Annotated in this window: 13 protein-coding genes; 5 read left to right on the plus strand and 8 right to left on the minus strand. The window is 39.7% G+C overall.

All coding sequences use genetic code 11. The features are described 5' to 3' along the window. Positions 1-59: 59 nt before the first annotated feature. Both D0T08_RS27440 and D0T08_RS12305 read right to left on the minus strand, forming a co-directional pair. On the minus strand, positions 60-284 hold the full coding sequence (locus D0T08_RS27440; protein WP_147322767.1) for a hypothetical protein: 225 nt from the start codon (positions 282-284) through the stop codon (positions 60-62). A gap of 573 nt (positions 285-857) precedes the next feature. Continuing rightward, the gene (locus D0T08_RS12305; protein WP_116982940.1) at positions 858-1,082 is read right to left on the minus strand and encodes a hypothetical protein; all 225 of its coding nucleotides are present in this window, start codon (positions 1,080-1,082) and stop codon (positions 858-860) included. Between the two features lie 532 nt (positions 1,083-1,614). On the opposite strand from D0T08_RS12305, the gene D0T08_RS12310 reads away from it, so the two are divergent. From D0T08_RS12310 to D0T08_RS12325, 4 genes are all read left to right on the plus strand, one after another. Further along, complete coding sequence (locus tag D0T08_RS12310; RefSeq protein WP_116982941.1) at positions 1,615-4,353, plus strand: family 78 glycoside hydrolase catalytic domain; 2,739 nt, start codon at positions 1,615-1,617, stop codon at positions 4,351-4,353. A gap of 187 nt (positions 4,354-4,540) precedes the next feature. Then, the gene (locus tag D0T08_RS12315) at positions 4,541-6,025 is read left to right on the plus strand and encodes a hypothetical protein (RefSeq protein ID WP_116982942.1); all 1,485 of its coding nucleotides are present in this window, start codon (positions 4,541-4,543) and stop codon (positions 6,023-6,025) included. Between the two features lie 224 nt (positions 6,026-6,249). After that, on the plus strand, positions 6,250-6,777 hold the full coding sequence (locus tag D0T08_RS12320; protein WP_147322768.1) for an ABC transporter permease: 528 nt from the start codon (positions 6,250-6,252) through the stop codon (positions 6,775-6,777). A 50-nt stretch (positions 6,778-6,827) separates the two neighbouring features. Then, the gene (locus tag D0T08_RS12325; protein WP_116982944.1) at positions 6,828-9,656 is read left to right on the plus strand and encodes a hypothetical protein; all 2,829 of its coding nucleotides are present in this window, start codon (positions 6,828-6,830) and stop codon (positions 9,654-9,656) included. 135 nt (positions 9,657-9,791) lie between these two features. Here D0T08_RS12325 and D0T08_RS12330 read toward each other — a convergent pair whose 3' ends face one another. The 5 genes from D0T08_RS12330 to D0T08_RS12350 all read right to left on the minus strand — a co-directional run bounded on the left by D0T08_RS12330 (position 9,792) and on the right by D0T08_RS12350 (position 15,016). Next, the gene (locus D0T08_RS12330) at positions 9,792-11,252 is read right to left on the minus strand and encodes a sulfatase (RefSeq protein WP_116982945.1); all 1,461 of its coding nucleotides are present in this window, start codon (positions 11,250-11,252) and stop codon (positions 9,792-9,794) included. Between the two features lie 90 nt (positions 11,253-11,342). Then, a complete protein-coding gene (locus tag D0T08_RS12335) occupies positions 11,343-11,681 on the minus strand; it encodes an L-rhamnose mutarotase (protein ID WP_116982946.1) in 339 nt (112 codons plus the stop codon). Between the two features lie 3 nt (positions 11,682-11,684). Continuing rightward, the gene (locus D0T08_RS12340) at positions 11,685-12,458 is read right to left on the minus strand and encodes an SDR family oxidoreductase (protein ID WP_116982947.1); all 774 of its coding nucleotides are present in this window, start codon (positions 12,456-12,458) and stop codon (positions 11,685-11,687) included. 1 nt (position 12,459) lies between these two features. Continuing rightward, a complete protein-coding gene (locus D0T08_RS12345) occupies positions 12,460-13,323 on the minus strand; it encodes a fumarylacetoacetate hydrolase family protein (RefSeq protein WP_116982948.1) in 864 nt (287 codons plus the stop codon). A 40-nt stretch (positions 13,324-13,363) separates the two neighbouring features. After that, the gene (locus tag D0T08_RS12350) at positions 13,364-15,016 is read right to left on the minus strand and encodes a UxaA family hydrolase (RefSeq protein WP_116982949.1); all 1,653 of its coding nucleotides are present in this window, start codon (positions 15,014-15,016) and stop codon (positions 13,364-13,366) included. A 141-nt stretch (positions 15,017-15,157) separates the two neighbouring features. Here D0T08_RS12350 and D0T08_RS12355 point away from each other — a divergent pair, with 141 nt between their 5' ends. Continuing rightward, a complete protein-coding gene (locus tag D0T08_RS12355) occupies positions 15,158-16,036 on the plus strand; it encodes an AraC family transcriptional regulator (RefSeq protein WP_116982950.1) in 879 nt (292 codons plus the stop codon). Positions 16,037-16,040: 4 nt separating this feature from the next. On the opposite strand, the gene D0T08_RS12360 is transcribed toward D0T08_RS12355, so the two are convergent. Next, on the minus strand, positions 16,041-17,969 hold the full coding sequence (locus tag D0T08_RS12360; RefSeq protein WP_116982951.1) for a c-type cytochrome: 1,929 nt from the start codon (positions 17,967-17,969) through the stop codon (positions 16,041-16,043). Positions 17,970-17,979 lie beyond the last annotated feature (10 nt).

Genomic DNA, 17,979 nt, shown 5'->3' on the forward strand with positions numbered 1-17,979 from the left:
TCATCCCGACTGTTTTATCCTCTTAGATTTATTCTGAGAGGATTTTTAGTTATAGGATTCTATTTGCTATTCAAATCAAAACTCATGAGACTTTCCATATAATTGGCAGGAGGTAGATAATGGTGCTTATCAATGTAGTGATAGATTAAAGTCGGGCTGGCATAAATAAGATTACTACTGATTGATGGAATCCATATTTCAGCATGACCTAATAATATTTTGCCGCTATGGTGAGGCACAGAAATTTCAGACTTGCAAAAGTCACACTTATATATTCCTCTCATCACATTACACTTTTTTAAATATATTATTTCTAGAATCTTATTTTTAATATCGGTATTTACTTCACCTTTATTAAATGCGAATTCATGAGAAAGCCACCCTATATTAATTATATCGTCTATTTCAGATTGTCTGCTATAGATATATTTTGAGCCATCAGGATAGTACATAGAATAAACTGTTTTTAGTTAAAATTTGAAATACAACTATCATCTCAATCTATATCTCTAAAGGTTATCGACTTTATCTTTTACTAAAACAGTGTTCACTCCTATTTTCTCTATTTCAATTTGGAATTTTCTGCTAGTAGGTCGTCCTCAATCTCCAAAATTATTTCTCTACCTTCTAAAAGAGAATCAACATTATCTTTAGAATCTTTAAGACCCATTCCAAGCATATTTTTTTTGTAATTTAGTCAAATTCACCTTTTCTAGCCCGTATCGTCAACTTTTCATTATTATTTTTGCCATTTTTTATTATTTTTAAAAAAGTTTTAATTTAGTCAAAAATCATTTACCACTTGTGTAAGATCAAAATTTATGTCTATTTTCACAAATAAGAATAAAATTCTATAGTCAATTCTCATCAAACAAAATCCTTTCAAACCTTTTCGAGAGCTCATCTAAATCAACCCAGCCAAAGTTTGTCAGCATAATAATAGTATATTTTTGCTCAAGGTAATAATCATTGATTGCATACCAGCCAGAACTATCTCCGGCATGGCCGATACTTTCATCTTTGGGAATAACCCCACTCCAGTGGAAGATCGTCCCAGTCCTTCCGGGCTGAGAATGACACAACAGTTTGATTCTACGAAAAAACTCCTCAAACGTTTTGAAAACACAAGCTTAAGTCGGAAATTTAAAAGATGCCCAGTCGAAAATAACAATTCACACAACAAGGATCGCCATGGAGGAAGAGAAGAGAACTCCCAGTCAAAGAAAGCGTTGCAAGCGCAAGATAGGTGGCATAGGCATAACCGACTTTAAGCGTATGTTAAAGTACCAATCACCAAAAACAGACCTGGAAAGGTTACCAATATGGTGGGAACCTTTTTGAATAAGGACAACGATAGTTTCCAAATATCGGCCACTAAAGTGGAACCAGAAAAGGTTACCGACACGGTGGGAACCTTTTGGGCGAGAGTGGCTCAACAACTGAAATTCCCAAATAAAGATGTCATTCTACCATAGTTAAATTAAAAAATTAAACAAGTTCAAAATTTAATTATCCCATTCTATTTGATTTATTTCATTAAAATATGCCTATTTTTATCAACCAATCTTTCAACCTCATAAAACATAGTAAGTCTATAAACTTGCGAATTCATTCATGAAATACCTATTCTTTCTCTTACTTTTTGTATCAGCAGAGTCCCTGTTTGCACAATTAGAAGTGCAAAACCTCACTTGCGAGTATATGGAAAACCCCTCAGTTGTTGATGCGTTGAATCCCCGGCTCTCGTGGCTCAATATTTCAAAAGTTAATGAAAGAGGACAGGTACAAACCGCTTATCAGATAAGAGTGGCTTCAAGTCCTGCGCTTTTGCAGAAACCTGATTTATGGGATACAGGTAAGATGATGAATGATGAATCTCATTCGGTTAAATATGCCGGAAAAAACCTACTTTCTCGTATGACCTGCTATTGGCAGGTTCGGGTGTGGGATAAAGCCGGGAAGCGGTCGGCCTGGAGTAAAGTAGCTAAATGGCATATGGGATTATTGAACCCGAGCGATTGGAAGGCCGAATGGATTGGTGCGCCGTGGCAAAATGAAGAAGCTATTCCAAAGCCTAAAGGCGGACCGGACCAACGAACACAGATATTACCCCCTCCTGCCCCATTATTAAGAAAAGCCTTTAAAGCTCCAAAGAAAATCAAAAGTGCCATTGCTTACACTACCGGCCTGGGTTATTTTGAATTCTATGTGAATGGACAAAAAGCATCTGACGATTATTTAGTGCCTAATCAGACGAATTATGGCAAACGTCCGCAATTGCCGGATGCCTATATTTCATTGCCGGATGAATTCAAGGATTATCGGGTGATGTATCTGGCTTATGATATCATCAGTAAGCTTCAAACAGGTATTAATGTGATAGGCGCTATTTTAGGGAATGGGTTTTATAATGCGCCTAAATTCTGGACAGCTTCTTATGGTTCACCGCGTTTTATTGCACAATTGCATATAATTTATGCTGATAATACAGAGGAAGTAATTGTTTCAGATAAAAGCTGGAAAGCCGCTAAATCGGCTATCATTTCAGATTTGGTCTTTGATGGAGAAATATACGATGCCCGACAAGAGCAACCTGACTGGTGCAAAGTGGGTTTTAATGATAGCCAATGGGAGAACGTAATTAACAGAGCTACGCCATTTGGCAAGATGTCTGCCCACACCTCTCCTACTGATAAAATCACGAAAGTTTATCAGCCGACTAAAATTGAGAAATTAGCCAATGGCAATTATAAAGTCTCATTTCCCGAAGAGATTTCAGGTTGGGTGCGTTTGAAAAACGTATCTGCTCCGGCTGGGCATACGATTAAAATGACTTTTAATGCCAATCTGTATTCTGGCGAAAACACTTATACTTTTAGCGGCAAACCCAATGCTACCTATGCTCCCCGGTTCAATTGGTTTGTATTTAGTGGGGTGGAAATCAGCAATTGGAAAGGTGAGCTAAAAGCAGAAAACATACAGGCGGAAGCCGTGAACACAGCCGTAAAAGAATCGGCTACTTTTGAGACTTCTAATAAGCTTTTCAATCAGATTAATCATATCTGGAAACGCTCTCAACTGGATAATATGCATGGAGGAATAGCTTCTGATTGTCCGCATCGGGAGCGTTCTGGCTATACAGGTGATGCACAAGTGGCTTGCCATACAGTTATGCACAATTTTGAGGTAAAGGCCTTTTACAAAAAATGGGTTCGGGATATGATGGATGCACAGATTCCGGCTACGGGTTATATTCCAAATGGCGCTCCGTGGCAACCGGGTTGCGGTGGTGGCGTAGCATGGGGCGCGGCGATTAGCATTATTCCTTACGAGTTTTACAGACTGTATAATGATAAAGACATACTGGTTGAAAATTATGAAGGAATGACAGGCTATATCAGGTATATGCAAACGTGGGTAAATGAAAAGGGCATTATGCACTCTAAACGAACAGGACATGATGGCAAGCCTTTACAATGGTGGAATCTGGGTGAATGGGCTGGTGTAGGTACACTTCCACCGGATGAGTTGGTGCATACATTTTACTTATGGTACTGTGCTGATATTACAGCTAAAGTGGCTGCTATTTTAGATAGACCGCAAGAGGTGGTATTGTATCAGTCAATAGCTGATAAAACCCGTGAAGCGTTTATGTCTACTTTTTATGATAAACAACAAGGGACTTTTGGCAGATATGGGGCAAATATCTTTGCCTTGAAAATGGGAGTAGATAAAGACCAATATCCACAAGTAATAGAAGCTCTGAAAAAAGATATTGCCGCGGCTGGCGGACATTTGGATACGGGCATATTCGGCACTCGCTTTTTCTTTGAGATACTGGCGGATAATGGTCTGAATGATTTGGCCTATAATGCCATGAACAAAACCACTGCTCCAGGTTTTGGTAGTTGGATAAGTTTGGGCAGTACTACTACACGAGAAGAATGGAACAATCAGGGGTCACATAACCACCCGATGTTTGGGGGTGCTTTGAGTTGGTTTTATACAAGATTGGCTGGTATGCAAACTTCTGAAAGCAAAGTTGGCTATCGGGAAATTATCTTTAAACCTATGCCTACCTCTGAACTTACATCAGCGGAATACTTCTCTGAAACCGTGCAAGGTAAGGCAGGTATTAACTGGAAACACTCTGCCAACAGTTTTGATATGGCTGTAAAAGTGCCTGTGGGTAGTACGGCTCTTATTTATCTTCCATCAGCTACCGGGCAAAAGGTGATAGAAGGTAATCGTGATTTGGATAATAGAAAAGATATTGAAACTGTCAAGTATGAAGTAGGATATCGGATTGTAAAAGTAGGCAGTGGGGATTATAACTTTAAGGTAATGAAGTAAATAAATTATTATCTCAATAAAAGCTGATTCTGGTGCGTTATTTTGGACGGAGTCAGCTTTTAATCTTTCGTATTTTATTGATTAATTAACTGTATTTCGTATCTTTATCTTTTAAAACTACAGTATATTTCTTCTGTCAGGAAAACCTAACCCTTGCCTTATAAGGCTGCTTTGATTAGTTTTGTTTATGCGTTATTCTTACTATTTTCTTACTTTCCTCTTACCTATTTTTACTTTCGGTACTTCTTTTGCACAGGCCGGCTCACAGGATTCTATCAAATATTATCAGGAGCGTTTAGCCATTCAAAGCAAACCTGAAGAAAGGGCTGTTACACAAGCCAAGCTAACCTGGTTTTATAGCGAAACCGGTGAATTTGAAAAAGCGATGAAATCAGCAACTGAAGCTATACCTATTCTTGAAAAAGCTAAAAATTATGAGCAGTTATCAAGAACTTATTCTGCACTTGCACAGGTTTTTCAGTATCAGAACGATTTCCGTAAATCAAATGAGTACTCTGCCAAAGCGCTCCAAACCATTCGCCTGACCAACAATAAAAATCTGATTGTTACGGCTACGATGAACTATGCAGTAGGCTTAAGTGATAATAAGAAGTTTCATGAGTCTATTAAGGTTTTCAATGATGCCCTGAAAATGGCTATTGAGTTAAAAGACAGTGTGCTTATCCGGTACTTATATCTGAATATAGCCAGTGCTTATTATGATGGTGGGGATTATGACAAAATTGTCCCTCCGGTGACAATAGGCCTTAAAATGTCAAGGGATGCAAACGATGTAGGCGGTATTTTAAGAGGAGAAGCTATACTGGGAGCAGCTTTAATCAGACAAAAGAGATTTGACGAAGCAGACGAGCATTTCAAAAAAGCAGAAGCTTTATTACCCGAAATAGGCTCGCCTTACTATGACCGACAAATGGCTTTTATCCGTACAGAATGGGCGGAGTTACAAGGTAATTTCAAAGAAGCTTTTAAGTATCAGAAAAAGTTCTACGAGATAGATACCTTATTGGTTAATAAAGAAAATAAACAGAAAGTAGGCGAACTTGAAACCAGGCTACGTATGAATGAGAAAGAATTAGAGAACGCTAATCTGCAGAATAAACTATCTCAACAAAAATGGCTTTTTATTGGTGGTACAGTTGTATTAGGGCTTCTGGTGGCTGTATTCTATTTACAAAGAAAAAGCCTTGCGCAAAAACACGACTTATTACAGGCACAACATAAACTTTCGGCGGCAGAACTTTCTTTGGTACAAAGTCAACTGGAATCTTTTGCTGATACTGTTAGTGAGAAAAATCTACTCATAAGTCAGTTTGAAAATGAACTGAAAGACTTAAAAATAAAAGACACCGCTTCTACCCATACCCTACTCGACCAGATTAACCAGGCAAGGATTCTCACAGACGAACAATGGCAGGATTTCAGATTGAAGTTTGAAAAGCTTCACCCACAATTTATTACTCGTCTGCATCAACAAAACCCTAATCTGACCGATACCGAAACACAGATGGCTTGTATGATTCGCCTGAATTTTACTAATAATCAGGTAGCAGGTATGTTGGGTATCTCTAATGAAAGTGTAACAAAAAACAGATACCGCCTAAGAAAGAAAATCGAACAAAGCGATTTAAACACCTATCTATCAGCCATTTAGTTGATTGTCCATATTTTGTCCATATACGTTTTTTCTCATTTTGCTCATTCAGGTGTAAGTTTGAACCAGAATTTCGATTGAGCCCTTATTCAGTCCTGTTCTGACAACCTATTGAGCGAAGCCATTTCTCCTCCCTATCAAATCCGGATTGATAGGTAGACAATCATCGGCTTTCTGATTAGGTTCTATGTATCTAAAAAATCATTATAAACTACATGAAACCCATGAAAAAAATTGTATTCACTACTCTGCTCTCGTTAAGCTTATTTGCAAGCAAAGCCCAAAGTGCCATTGATATTGAAGAAGGCAAAACTGTTGCAAGTAATGGCATTGAGTATAGCTATGCCATTACTAACGAACGCACCGAAGACACTTACTCCCGCTACGAAGTAACCATCAAAGCACAAAACAAAAGTGGCTGCCAGTTGATTTATCTGAAAAATGATAATATCACCAACATCTTCGACGGTGACCCTTCGGTTATTGCACGCTTTGAATGTTTGAATGCAACGGGCAAACGCCTTACCTCTAAAGGAGCGAATCTAAAAGCACGTCCGTTTACAATTCCTTATAACCAACCCGAAAAAACGGCTGACGGTAAAACTACTTTCCGTGCGGTAAGGGTACAAGGTGGCTTCTTATTGAAGAATGGCAGCAGCGTATCAAACGATTTGATTGTCATTGTGCCTAAAGGCGAAAGACCTCGTTTCAAAATCAATATCCAGAACTTCTCAGAATTAACTACTGAATAGTCGCACCGACCTTTGTCCCATAACCATCACCTCCCACTAAAAAGTACCTTATGCAATCTAAACACTTATTATATATTTCTTTATTATTTACTGCTTTTCAACTACAAGCCCAGACAGGTCCTCAGCCGTCTTCCATGAAGTGGAAGTACGTTGAAAACGACAAAGTAAAAGTAATCTTCTCTGAAAATAATCAGACAGAAGCTATCCGCATTGCCGACTTGGTTACTTATGTCAATAAAAACGCAACTGTATCAGTCGGAACCAAGAGCAAAAAACTGGATATTCTGTTGAATACCAACAATGCTCAAGGGAATGGTTATGTAGCTTTGGCACCTTATCGAAGCGAGTTTTATGCCACCGGTTTTCAGGACTTTAACGACTTAGGCTCTATGGATTGGCTTGATGCGCTAGCTATCCACGAATATCGCCATGCCTTGCAGTTTACTAATGCGAACAGAGGCTTTACCAGATTTTTGTACTTATTACAAGGACAATCGGGCTGGAGTTTAGGGGCTAATCTCTCAATTCCTGACTGGTATTTTGAGGGTGATGCCGTATTAGCCGAAACCGTATTAAGTGGAGCAGGGCGAGGAAGAACCCCAAGCTTTTTTGACGAACAAAGAGCGTTGCTATTGAGTGATAAAAAATACACCTATTTACAGGCCCGCAATGGTTCTTTCAAAAAACTATTGCCTAACCATTATCCACTAGGTTATGCCATCCTGAATTATGGACGGAATCATTTCGGGCCTGAAATGTGGCCTAAAGTACTGGCAGATGCAGGTATATACCGTACGATTCTTTATCCATTTGCCGGAGCCTTACGACGTCATACTAAAACAGGTGTTAATAAAATGTACCGACTGGCCTATCAGGAAATGAAAGAGAATTGGGAAAATGAGCTAAAATCTTTAGACCTTACTCCTACCACCCCAATTACTCCATTGCCTAAACGAACTGTTACAAATTATACCTTCCCGCATTGGTTGGAAGACGGAAGCATTCTTTGTATCAAAAGTAGCTTTAAGCAGATTTCTGCCCTGTATCAGATTAAAGATGGTAAGCAAAAATATCTTGCTACTATTGGTGCTGCCACTGAAGGTTATTTAGGTGTCAATAACAACAAGGTTGCCTGGACAGAAATGCGCAAAGATGCCAGAAGAGACGCTGTTATTTATAGCGTGATAATAAGTTATGACCTGCAAACAGGTCAAAGAACACAAGTAACCCAAAAAAGTAAATTCTTTAGCCCACAATTCTCGTCGACTGGGGATAGAATCGTAGCCGTAAAAGCAGATGAAAACATCAATAATGAGGTATGCATTCTTTCTCCTAATAATGGTAGCATCGTCAGCACGATTCCTAATCCGGAAAATGACTTTATTTCTTATCCGAAATGGACGAACGATGCTGCCTCAATTGTGTATCTGGCGAAAAGAAAATCGAAAATTGCTATGCTGAAATATGATTTAGCAAGCAAACAAACTACTGAATTGACTCCTTGGACAACACATACTATCAGTGGTCTTTCTATCAGTGATAAGCGCGTGATTTTCGGAGCATCCTTCAGTGGCATCAATAATATCTATGCCGTAAACCTGAATGGAGACAAGCAGATTACTCAGCTAAGTTCAGTAAGAATAGGTGCTACCCTACCTGCTATCTCAAAAGATGAGAAAAAACTCGCGATGGTAGAAATGACTGCTATGGGTAGACAATTAACCCAACTGGATGTAAAAAGTATCGGAAATACGAAACTTGCTGAGCCTGTTAATATGGATCGTTTTCATGTAAAAACTACTGAAATAGAGCATGATATACAGTATCAGTCGATGGGCAATAGCTATGAGGTAAAGAATTATAAGGGTTTACTGAAAGGAGTAAAACTACATAGTTGGAACTTTGGTAGTAGTGATGGCCGCAATATAAATCTCGGGGTTAAACTGGGCAATATCTTAAACGATTTTGCTGGAGTGATTGCCGCTCAATATAACTATAACGAAAAAACGATTCGTGTTTCAGGCGGCTTTGATTATGGTAGATTCTTTCTCCCTCTCTCGTTCAGAGTAAGTACGGGAGATAGAGCCAATGCAGTATTCCTGAATCCTAATGCATTAGGGACTTTGTCTTATAAACAAAATGATATTAATGTAGGCTTATCATTACCGCTTAGCTGGATAAAAGGAAATTATACTACCAACTTTAATTTAAGTTCTACTTTCTCAAATATCAGTACCTCAGCATATAAGATACAGGATACGCCAATAAACCATGGTTTGAATTTTAATGCCTTACAGTTCGGTTTAAACTTCGCGAACGTCCGCAGAAAGGCCAGGCAGAATCTGGTAAATAAATGGTCACAAAGCTTATCACTCTCTTATCAGAAGTCTATTTCTACCTTAACAACAGCTGAAAGAGTAATGGGTTCGGTAGGGTTTACGACACCTGGTTTTGGTAAGAATCATGGGTTAGAGATAGCTTTCAGAGGTAAAAAAGAATTGCTGAATAATAATTATCTATTTGAAGACCAGTTCTTACACGCCAGAGGTTATGCAGCCGCTCCCGGCGACGTAGAAACAGTGGTGAGTACCACTTATAGCCTGCCATTATTTAATATAGACCGCGGCTTTGCAGGAATATTCTTTATCAATCGTGCCAGAGCCAATGTGTTTTATGACTACGGCAATATTGAAAGAAAGTTCATCAATTTTAAAACTACCCAACGCTCTTACGGCGCAGAGGTAATATTTGACATCAAGTTATTAAATACGTTAGGGCCATTGGGTTTTGGTTTGAGAAACTCTTTCTTACTCGACACCGACCCGCTGAATCCCACAACAAAACAAAGGTTTGAATTTTTTGTAGCATCTAATTTGTAATGAGGGTTAGATACATAAGGTAAACCAGATTCTGGTAAGGCATTGCTTTATCAGAATTTTCATTTAAAAAACAGAGCCCAAATCCTGAATGATCTGGGCTCTGTTTTTGATTTCTTACTTATATTTCTATCTCTTCTACTCTTTCAAAACCCCCACCGGACGAACATTCTTCCCTTCTTTCTTCTGTAAAGCATCACCTAAATCTTCGCGGGCCATATCGGCTACTTTCTGAAGTTCTGCTACAATGGCAGGATTTTGTTCTTTTACATCATACTCTTCGCCTGCATCACGTCTTAAATCATAAAGTGCCAATGGTACTTCTATATTACCATATTTGCCTCCATGCCCATCATTGCCCGGTAAAACTGTCTCGTAGGTACGCTCTACTTTATGTGGTAGCATCAACTTCCAGTTATCGCGTCGAACAGCTCTTAACTCGTTGTTAGCATAATAATAATAGAAATATTTACGAGGACTCTCGTTGACATTACCTTTCATTAATGATAGAATCTCAACCCCATCAATTTTATTCTTAGGCAAGGTAGTACCACATATACGGGCTAAAGTCGGTAGAATGTCAATCGTAGAAGTCAATTGATTACAAATCAATCCCTGGGGAATTGTATCTGTCCATCGCATCAGACAAGGAACACGTTGACCACCTTCGAATACCGTTCCTTTGCCTTCTCTTAAACCACCTGTGGAGCCTGCATGATTGCCAAAGTTGAGCCATGGGCCGTTATCACTAGTAAAAATCACCAAGGTATTTTTATCCAGACCATTTTCTTTTAAGGTCTTCATGATTTGCCCAACCGACCAATCTACTTCCATCATTACATCACCGAATAAGCCCTGCTTACTTTTTCCTTTGAATTTAGGTGAAGCACCAAGCGGCACATGTACCATCGAGTGAGGCAGGTATAAAAAGAAAGGCTTATTGCGGTTTTTCCTGATGAAACCTACTGCCCTTTCGGTATAAAGTGTAGTGAGTTTATCTTGCCCCGCCAAATCCGTAATCGTTTCTTTTTGCTCATTGCCTTCTATTAATGGCAAAACAGGATATGTTTTTTTCCGGTAATCGTTTTCATCTGTAATAGGTTTACCGTCAAAATCCACGGGCCACATATCATTTGAATATGGAACACCCAGGTATTCATCAAAGCCTTGTTGCATCGGCAGGAACTGCTTATGATGGCCCAGATGCCATTTGCCAAAAATGCCCGTAGCATAGCCTTTTTGTTTCAGCATTTCGGCAATGGTAACTTCATCGGTATTTAATCCTATTTTTTGGGCAGGATTTAAGGCTCCGGCAATCCCTACTCTATTCGGATAGCAGCCTGTCATCAATGCTGCTCTTGAAGCACTGCAAACCGCCTGGGCTGCTAAGAAATTGGTAAAACGGATGCCTTCAAAACCTAATTTATCAATATTCGGGGTTTGATAATCTAATGCTCCGGTGCAACTCAAATCACCATAACCCATATCGTCCATAAAAATCAGAACGATATTTGGAGTAGATGTAGCAGTGGGCTTTTTCCATGAACTGGCGCCTAAGAGAAACGTAATGGCCAGGAGTAGAATAAGGTTGGTTCTCATGTATTAGTGGTTGAAAGTTTGGTTGCGCAAGTAAAAAAATAACAGCCACTTTTTCAAATGGCTGCCATAGGTATAGATTATAGAGATGGTCTATTGTTGTTTTAAATCAAAAATTTTGTCCATAAACAGCCATTTTTCACCGGGTTTTGCCATAGGCAGAGCCTGCTGGTATTTCCACATCAGATTTTCCCATTCCTGCACTTTCGGATTATTGGCATCCATTTCTGACTTCCGTTCAAATGAAAAATCGTCTTCGGTTTCCATAATCATAAACAGCCTATTACCGATACGATAAATCTCCATACCTGAAATGCCTGCCGAAGTAATGCTCTCGGCTATCTCAGGACGAATTTTCTCATGGTACTTTTCGTATTCAGCTATCATTGCTGCATCGTCTACTAAATCTAATGCCAGACAATATTTTTTCATAACTTAAATTAGAGCTCTGTCTAAATGTACATATCCCCCATCTACATGAATCAACTGACCAGTGGTATGGCTCGAACGCTCAGAAAGCAGGAAAACAACCATATTGGCGATTTCCTCGGCAGTTGTCATACGGTTACCTAAAGGTATTTTCTCAGTAATCTTCTGCAAAGTTTCGTCCGGATTTGGCAGGGTCTTAATCCATTTATCATACAAAGGTGTATAACATTCTGCCACTATCACTGCATTTACACGAATCCCATATTTCAATAACTCCACAGCCCATTCCCGGGTTAAGGCATTGCGACCACCATTAGCAGCAGCGTAGGCTGATGTCCCCCCTTGTCCTGTTTCGGCAGTTTTTGAGCCTATGTTTACGATGCTTCCTTTGCTTTTCTTCAATTCAGGCAAAGCATAATGCGCTATCAGGTAATAATGCACCAGGTTTTTATGCAAAGAAGCCATAAAAGCTTCATAGCTACCATTTTCCAAATTTACGCCATCATTTACTCCGGCATTATTTACCAATCCATCAATTCGACCGTACTTTGCTACTACCTGTTCTACAGCTCTGCGGCATCCTTCAGGGTCGCTCAATTCTGCTGCTACTTGAAAACCATTGCCACCGATAGTCTCTAAAGTTTTTTCGTTATCGGTCTCGTTTCTACCAATAATCACAGGAATTGCTCCTTCGTTTGCCAATGCTCTCACAATGCCCTCGCCAATACCCTTAGCACCACCTGTAACGATGATTATCTTATCACTTAAATTCAAGTTCATATTATTCAGCTTTTTTATAAGCAACTGCCGTTTGTCTTTGTACACCTAATCCGTCGATACCAAGCTCTACTACATCGCCTGCATTCAAATAACGAGGAGGTTTAAAGCCCAGACCTACACCAAATGGTGTACCTGTAGAAATTACATCACCCGGCAGTAAAGTCATGAACTGGCTCAGGTAATGAATCAGGAAAGGAACTTTAAAAATCATATCGTCAGTATTAGAGTTTTGCAGTTTTTCTCCGTTTACTGTCAACCACAAAGGTAGATTGTTTGGATTTTCGATTTCATCTTTAGTAGCCATGAAAGGTCCAAGTGGAGCAAACGTATCACAGCTTTTACCTTTTACCCATTGTCCGCCGCGCTCTATCTGAAACTCTCTTTCTGAATAATCGTTGTGTAAAGCGTATCCTGCCACATAATCCATCGCCTCTTCCTCTGATACATAAGATGTTTTTTTGCCTATCACTATGGCCAACTCCACTTCCCAATCTGTTTTTACAGAATTTTTAGGGATTATTACATTATCAAAAGGGCCGCAAAGGGCAGTGGTAGATTTGAAGAAAATAATCGGTTCTTTCGGAATCGGTGCATTGGTTTCTTCCGCATGTTTGGCATAATTTAAACCGATACAAACGATTTTAGACGGACGTGCAATACATGAGCCCAGTCTTGCTTCAACAGGTACTTTAGGGCAGCTATCTGCATTGGTTTCTACCCATGCAGCCAGGCGAGCCAGACCATCAGTAGCAAAGAATTTTTCTGTATAATCTTCTCCAAAAGCCGAAACATCTATGCGCGTGCCATCTAATAGTTCAACGGCCGGTTTTTCTTGTTCAAACTCACCAAATCTTAGTAATCTCATATCTCTATTTTTATCTGAATGGTCGAATAATTATTTTTCACTATAAATTTACACCTCTTTTCCAGGGCATGAAATCATCCTGGCCTAATTCCTGTGCTTTAGTCAGGATTTCTCCACTGGCTAAACTGATGCAATATTCTAATAAATCTTCTGCCGTTTGCTCAATAGTTTTTTCTCCGGTAATGATTTCACCACAACTAAAATCGATAATATCAGGCATTCTCTGAGCCAGTTGTGTATTGGTTGAAACTTTTACTACCGGACAAATAGGGTTACCCGTTGGTGTGCCCAAACCTGTAGTAAAAAGTATTATCGTTGTCCCTGAAGCGGCTTTACCTGTAGTAGCTAATACATCATTGCCTGGTGTACAAACCAAATGTAAGCCCGGTCCTTTAGCCAATTCTGTATAGTTCAATACATCAACAATTGGTGCGGTCCCCCCTTTTTTAGCTGCTCCTGCTGATTTGATGGCATCGGTAATCAAACCATCTTTAATATTTCCTGCTGATGGGTTCATATCAAAACCTGCACCTACTGCTTCGGCTTTAGCTGCATAGTCCCGCATCAGGTATTCAAATTTCTCTGCTTTCTCTGTAGTTACACAACGATTGATTAATTCCTGTTCAACGCCACATAATTCAGGGAACTCAGCCAGATAGGTTGTACCATTTAAAGCCACTACTAAATCGGATAAATGACCTAAAACCGGATTTGCAGATATACCTGAGAATCCGTCTGAACCCCCACATTTTAAACCAATCTGTAATTTTGATAGAGGAGCTGGCTGGCGGGTTAGTTTATTGGCTTCAATCAAACCTTTGAAAGTTTCCTTGATAGCTGCTGACATCATGTCGAACTCTGTCCCATAGGCTTGTTGTTCGAACATCAGAACAGGTTTATCGAAAGCTGGATTACGTTTTTTGATTTCATCCATCAAATCAGAAAACTGCGTTTTCTGACAGCCTAAGCTTAGAACGGTGATTCCTGTTACGTTAGCATTATTCGCATAAGCTGCAAACAAGGCTGCTAATAGTTCAGAGTCCTGATTGTTTTCACCACAACCTGACTCATGTGTCAGGAATTTAATTCCATCCAGATTCGGGAATAAACGTCTGCCAACTGAATCTGTTTTGACTTCCTGATTATAGGTATCTATGCCAGCTGCTCCGTTCTTCTGGTGCAGATGCACCAAATCCTCTACCTGACGCAGATATACATCCGGGAAAGCATAGCCTAAAGCTTTATCGAAAGCTTCTTTTAGTTTCAGTATATTACGATTCTCACAAAATACCAACGGAAGAACTAACCAATAGTTAGCCGTTCCTACCTGTCCGTCAGAACGGTGATACCCCATAAAAGTCCTATTTTCCCATTTCGAAACATCGGGGGCTTGCCAGTCGGTTTGAGGTACCCTTTTGCTGACCGAATACTCTTCTGATTCGTGTTTCAGGTTGAAAGTCGTGATTTGTTCGCCACGTTTGATAGGCTGGGTTGCTTTTCCTACCAATACACCATACATGGTTACATGGTCACCTTTTTCTAAATCTTCTGTAACAAATTTATGTTTTGCTGCAATTGACCTTGGTAATATGTAAGTCTCTCCTTCAAATTCAATATTCTCACCGGCTTCTAAATTACGAAGCGCCACTATCACATTATCTGAAGGATTTACTTTTAGAACTTTATGTTGCATAAATATAGGGGTAGTTAAAAAACATCTTACAAAAGTACAATTCATTCGCATAGCTTTTTTATGAAATATTATACAGTTTTGATGAAATATTATCAATTTTACATTTGAAGCCTTTTTATCATAACATTATATCAATAATCAGTGCAGGCAGTACTCCGAAAAGTTAATATTTCAGCCGACTATTCGTTTTTATCGCGCAAAGACGAATTACACTACCTCTATGATAAGTGGCATTTCCATCCTGAATTAGAGTTAACGCATATTGTGCAAAGCAGAGGGACGCGGTTTGTGGGCGATAGTATAGAAGATTTTGAAGAGGGGGATTTAGTTTTACTAGGCTCGTATTTGCCACATGTGTGGAAGAACGATGCCAGTTATTTTGCCGATAATTCACAATTAAAAGCTACGGCACAAGTGATTCAGTTTTTACCTGATTGCTTCGGTAAGGATTTCCTACAGCTGAAAGAACTGGAAAATATTAAATGGCTGTTTGAAAAAGCGAAGAGGGGTTTGCTGATTTCAGGGAATACCAGAACAGAAGTACTTATTTTGTTTAATAAGTTATTTGAGAGCACAAACGGAGTGCAGCGTATTAGTTTATTATTGCAACTATTAGAACTCATCGCTACTTCAAGCGAGGTCAGTTTTTTGAGTAGCGAGGGTTTTGTGGAATCCTATCATCGCTTTGATGCTGATACCATTAATCATATCTACGAGTTTACACTCTCTCATTTCAATCGTAAGATTCTGATTGAAGAGGCAGCTACTATTGCCAATATGTCGGTGCCTAATTTTTGTCGGTACTTCAAGAATCGTACACAGAAAACCTATATCCAGTTTTTAACGGAGGTACGCATAGGCTATGCCTGCCGTATGCTGATTGAAAACCGGAAGAGTATCCAGCAGATTGCTTTTGATTGTGGTTTCCATAATCTGTCCAATTTTAATCGGTCTTTCCGGCTCCTTAAAAAACAAAAACCCACCGGGTACCGGCAGGTTTTTGGGGGGTTGAAGTCTTAAATCATTATTTTAATGAGTTAATCCAGGCTGCAATCTTCAAGCCGTCTGCTCTAGGCACTTGCGGCATTGGAGGCATTTCGGTTGCATATCCCGGCCAGTTTTTAGGATCCGGCTTATGGATTAAATTCACGATTTTCTCGTTTGAATATTTGCGTTTAGCAATATCCTTAAATGCCGGACCAACCTGACGTTTTTCAGCCTGATGACAAGCTACACAGGTATGTTTCTGCAACAATGGTTTAATTTCATCGAATGTAGGAGCGGCTGCTTTAGCAGTTACCTTAACCGCGTTTTTATCATCCGGTGTTACCATTTTCTCTGCTTTAGTACTTGTTCCTGCTACAGGCAAATTCGCCGGACGAGGTACAAAACCCGTTAGTTTTTCACCTGCCGGAATATTGTTTAAGGTATAGAAAGCAGTGCTATGCAATAAGCCTTTACCCTCGATATCTTTCAACCCATCAGCTTTAATTTCGTGAATGAAATGGTCTCTTAGTCCTTCTACCAACAGACGAACTTTCATGCCGTCTTCTGATACTTTCAAGCCTTTTACATTCAGGAATTTCTCCCCTACCGGAGGGCTACCATATACCGGATGGTATTTGTAAATAAAGCTACGAACCTGAATATTTTTGAAATCGACAGCAGTAGCTTTATTTACCGGTTTAGTAAATTCAATTTCAAAACCATCTGCCGTTGCTCTCACGGCTTTCATTTCAAAAGGCATTTTACCTGTCCAAACTAAGCGCTCAACACCCGCAGTTAAATTACCTGCTGAACCCCAGCCTCGGTTGGTTTCACCTACAAATAGAGAACCATCTTGTCCCCAGGTCATACGCAAAATACCCGATTGGAAACCTTCACGGAACATGAAAGATGCCCCTTGATATTCTCCGTTTACTTTCTCAACAAATACACGGGAGATATTACTTTTACCCTGGTCACCCACAAATATCTGTCCTGCAAATGGCCCAAAACTACCATTAGTTTCGTCTTTCAGGATTTCAGAAGTAGAAATACCCAAAATACCATGAGGAAGCCATACAGCCGGAGTTTTTAACTCAGGAATATCCTTTTTCATTTCAAAAAGGTAAGTTCCTCTTTCGTTTTCGATATTCTCTGGTTTGATATAATACCCATTGGCATCTTTATCTTTTCTTGGGTTTATTTTGGCATACAATTGCTCAGTTGTCAGTTTCACCGGAGAGTTAGGGTCACTCGTCCAACGTAATCCTGCCGGGTGTCCCATAAAGTCTCCTTTATTAACCTGTGCAATAAAGCCTGAACCCATCCAGTCTCCCTGGTTATCACCGTACCAGAATTCGCCGTCTATCATGCCGATACCACAAGGCGAGCGCATACCTGTAGCATAAGGTTCAATCTTACCATCTTCTGTAATTCTTACAGCCCAACCTCTCCACGGTACTCTACTTTCACCTCTCCACCATTCTTCATCACCGAAAGCCACATTACCTGTTACAATCATAGAGCCATCCGGTAAAAACTTAGGGCCATAGCTATATTCATGGTAATGACCTGAAATAGGCAAAGTAGCAATAGTTTCATAAGTATCTGCTTTGCCATCTCCGTTTTTATCAGTCAGTTTGGTTAATTCACCACGCTGTGCACAGTAGAAAGAACCGTTTCTATAAGCTAAACCCAGGATTTCGTGTAAACCGCTGGCAAATTTCTTGAAATATGGCTGTGCAGTACCAGTCAGATATGGGTTACTTACTACCCATATATCTCCCCTACGGGTTGCCAAAGCCACCTCACCGGTAGGTAAGCTGGTAATACCACCTACCTCAAGCAACATATTCTCGGGTACGGGTAGCGTGATAATGCGATAATAATCATTTTCAGCAGTATTCTGCGCCAAAGCAGCAGAAACCATCGCCACCGAAAAAAGGATTGTTTTAAATATTTTTTTCATTATGCTCAAA

Source organism: Emticicia sp. C21, assembly GCF_003418935.1.
Taxonomy (GTDB): domain Bacteria; phylum Bacteroidota; class Bacteroidia; order Cytophagales; family Spirosomataceae; genus Emticicia.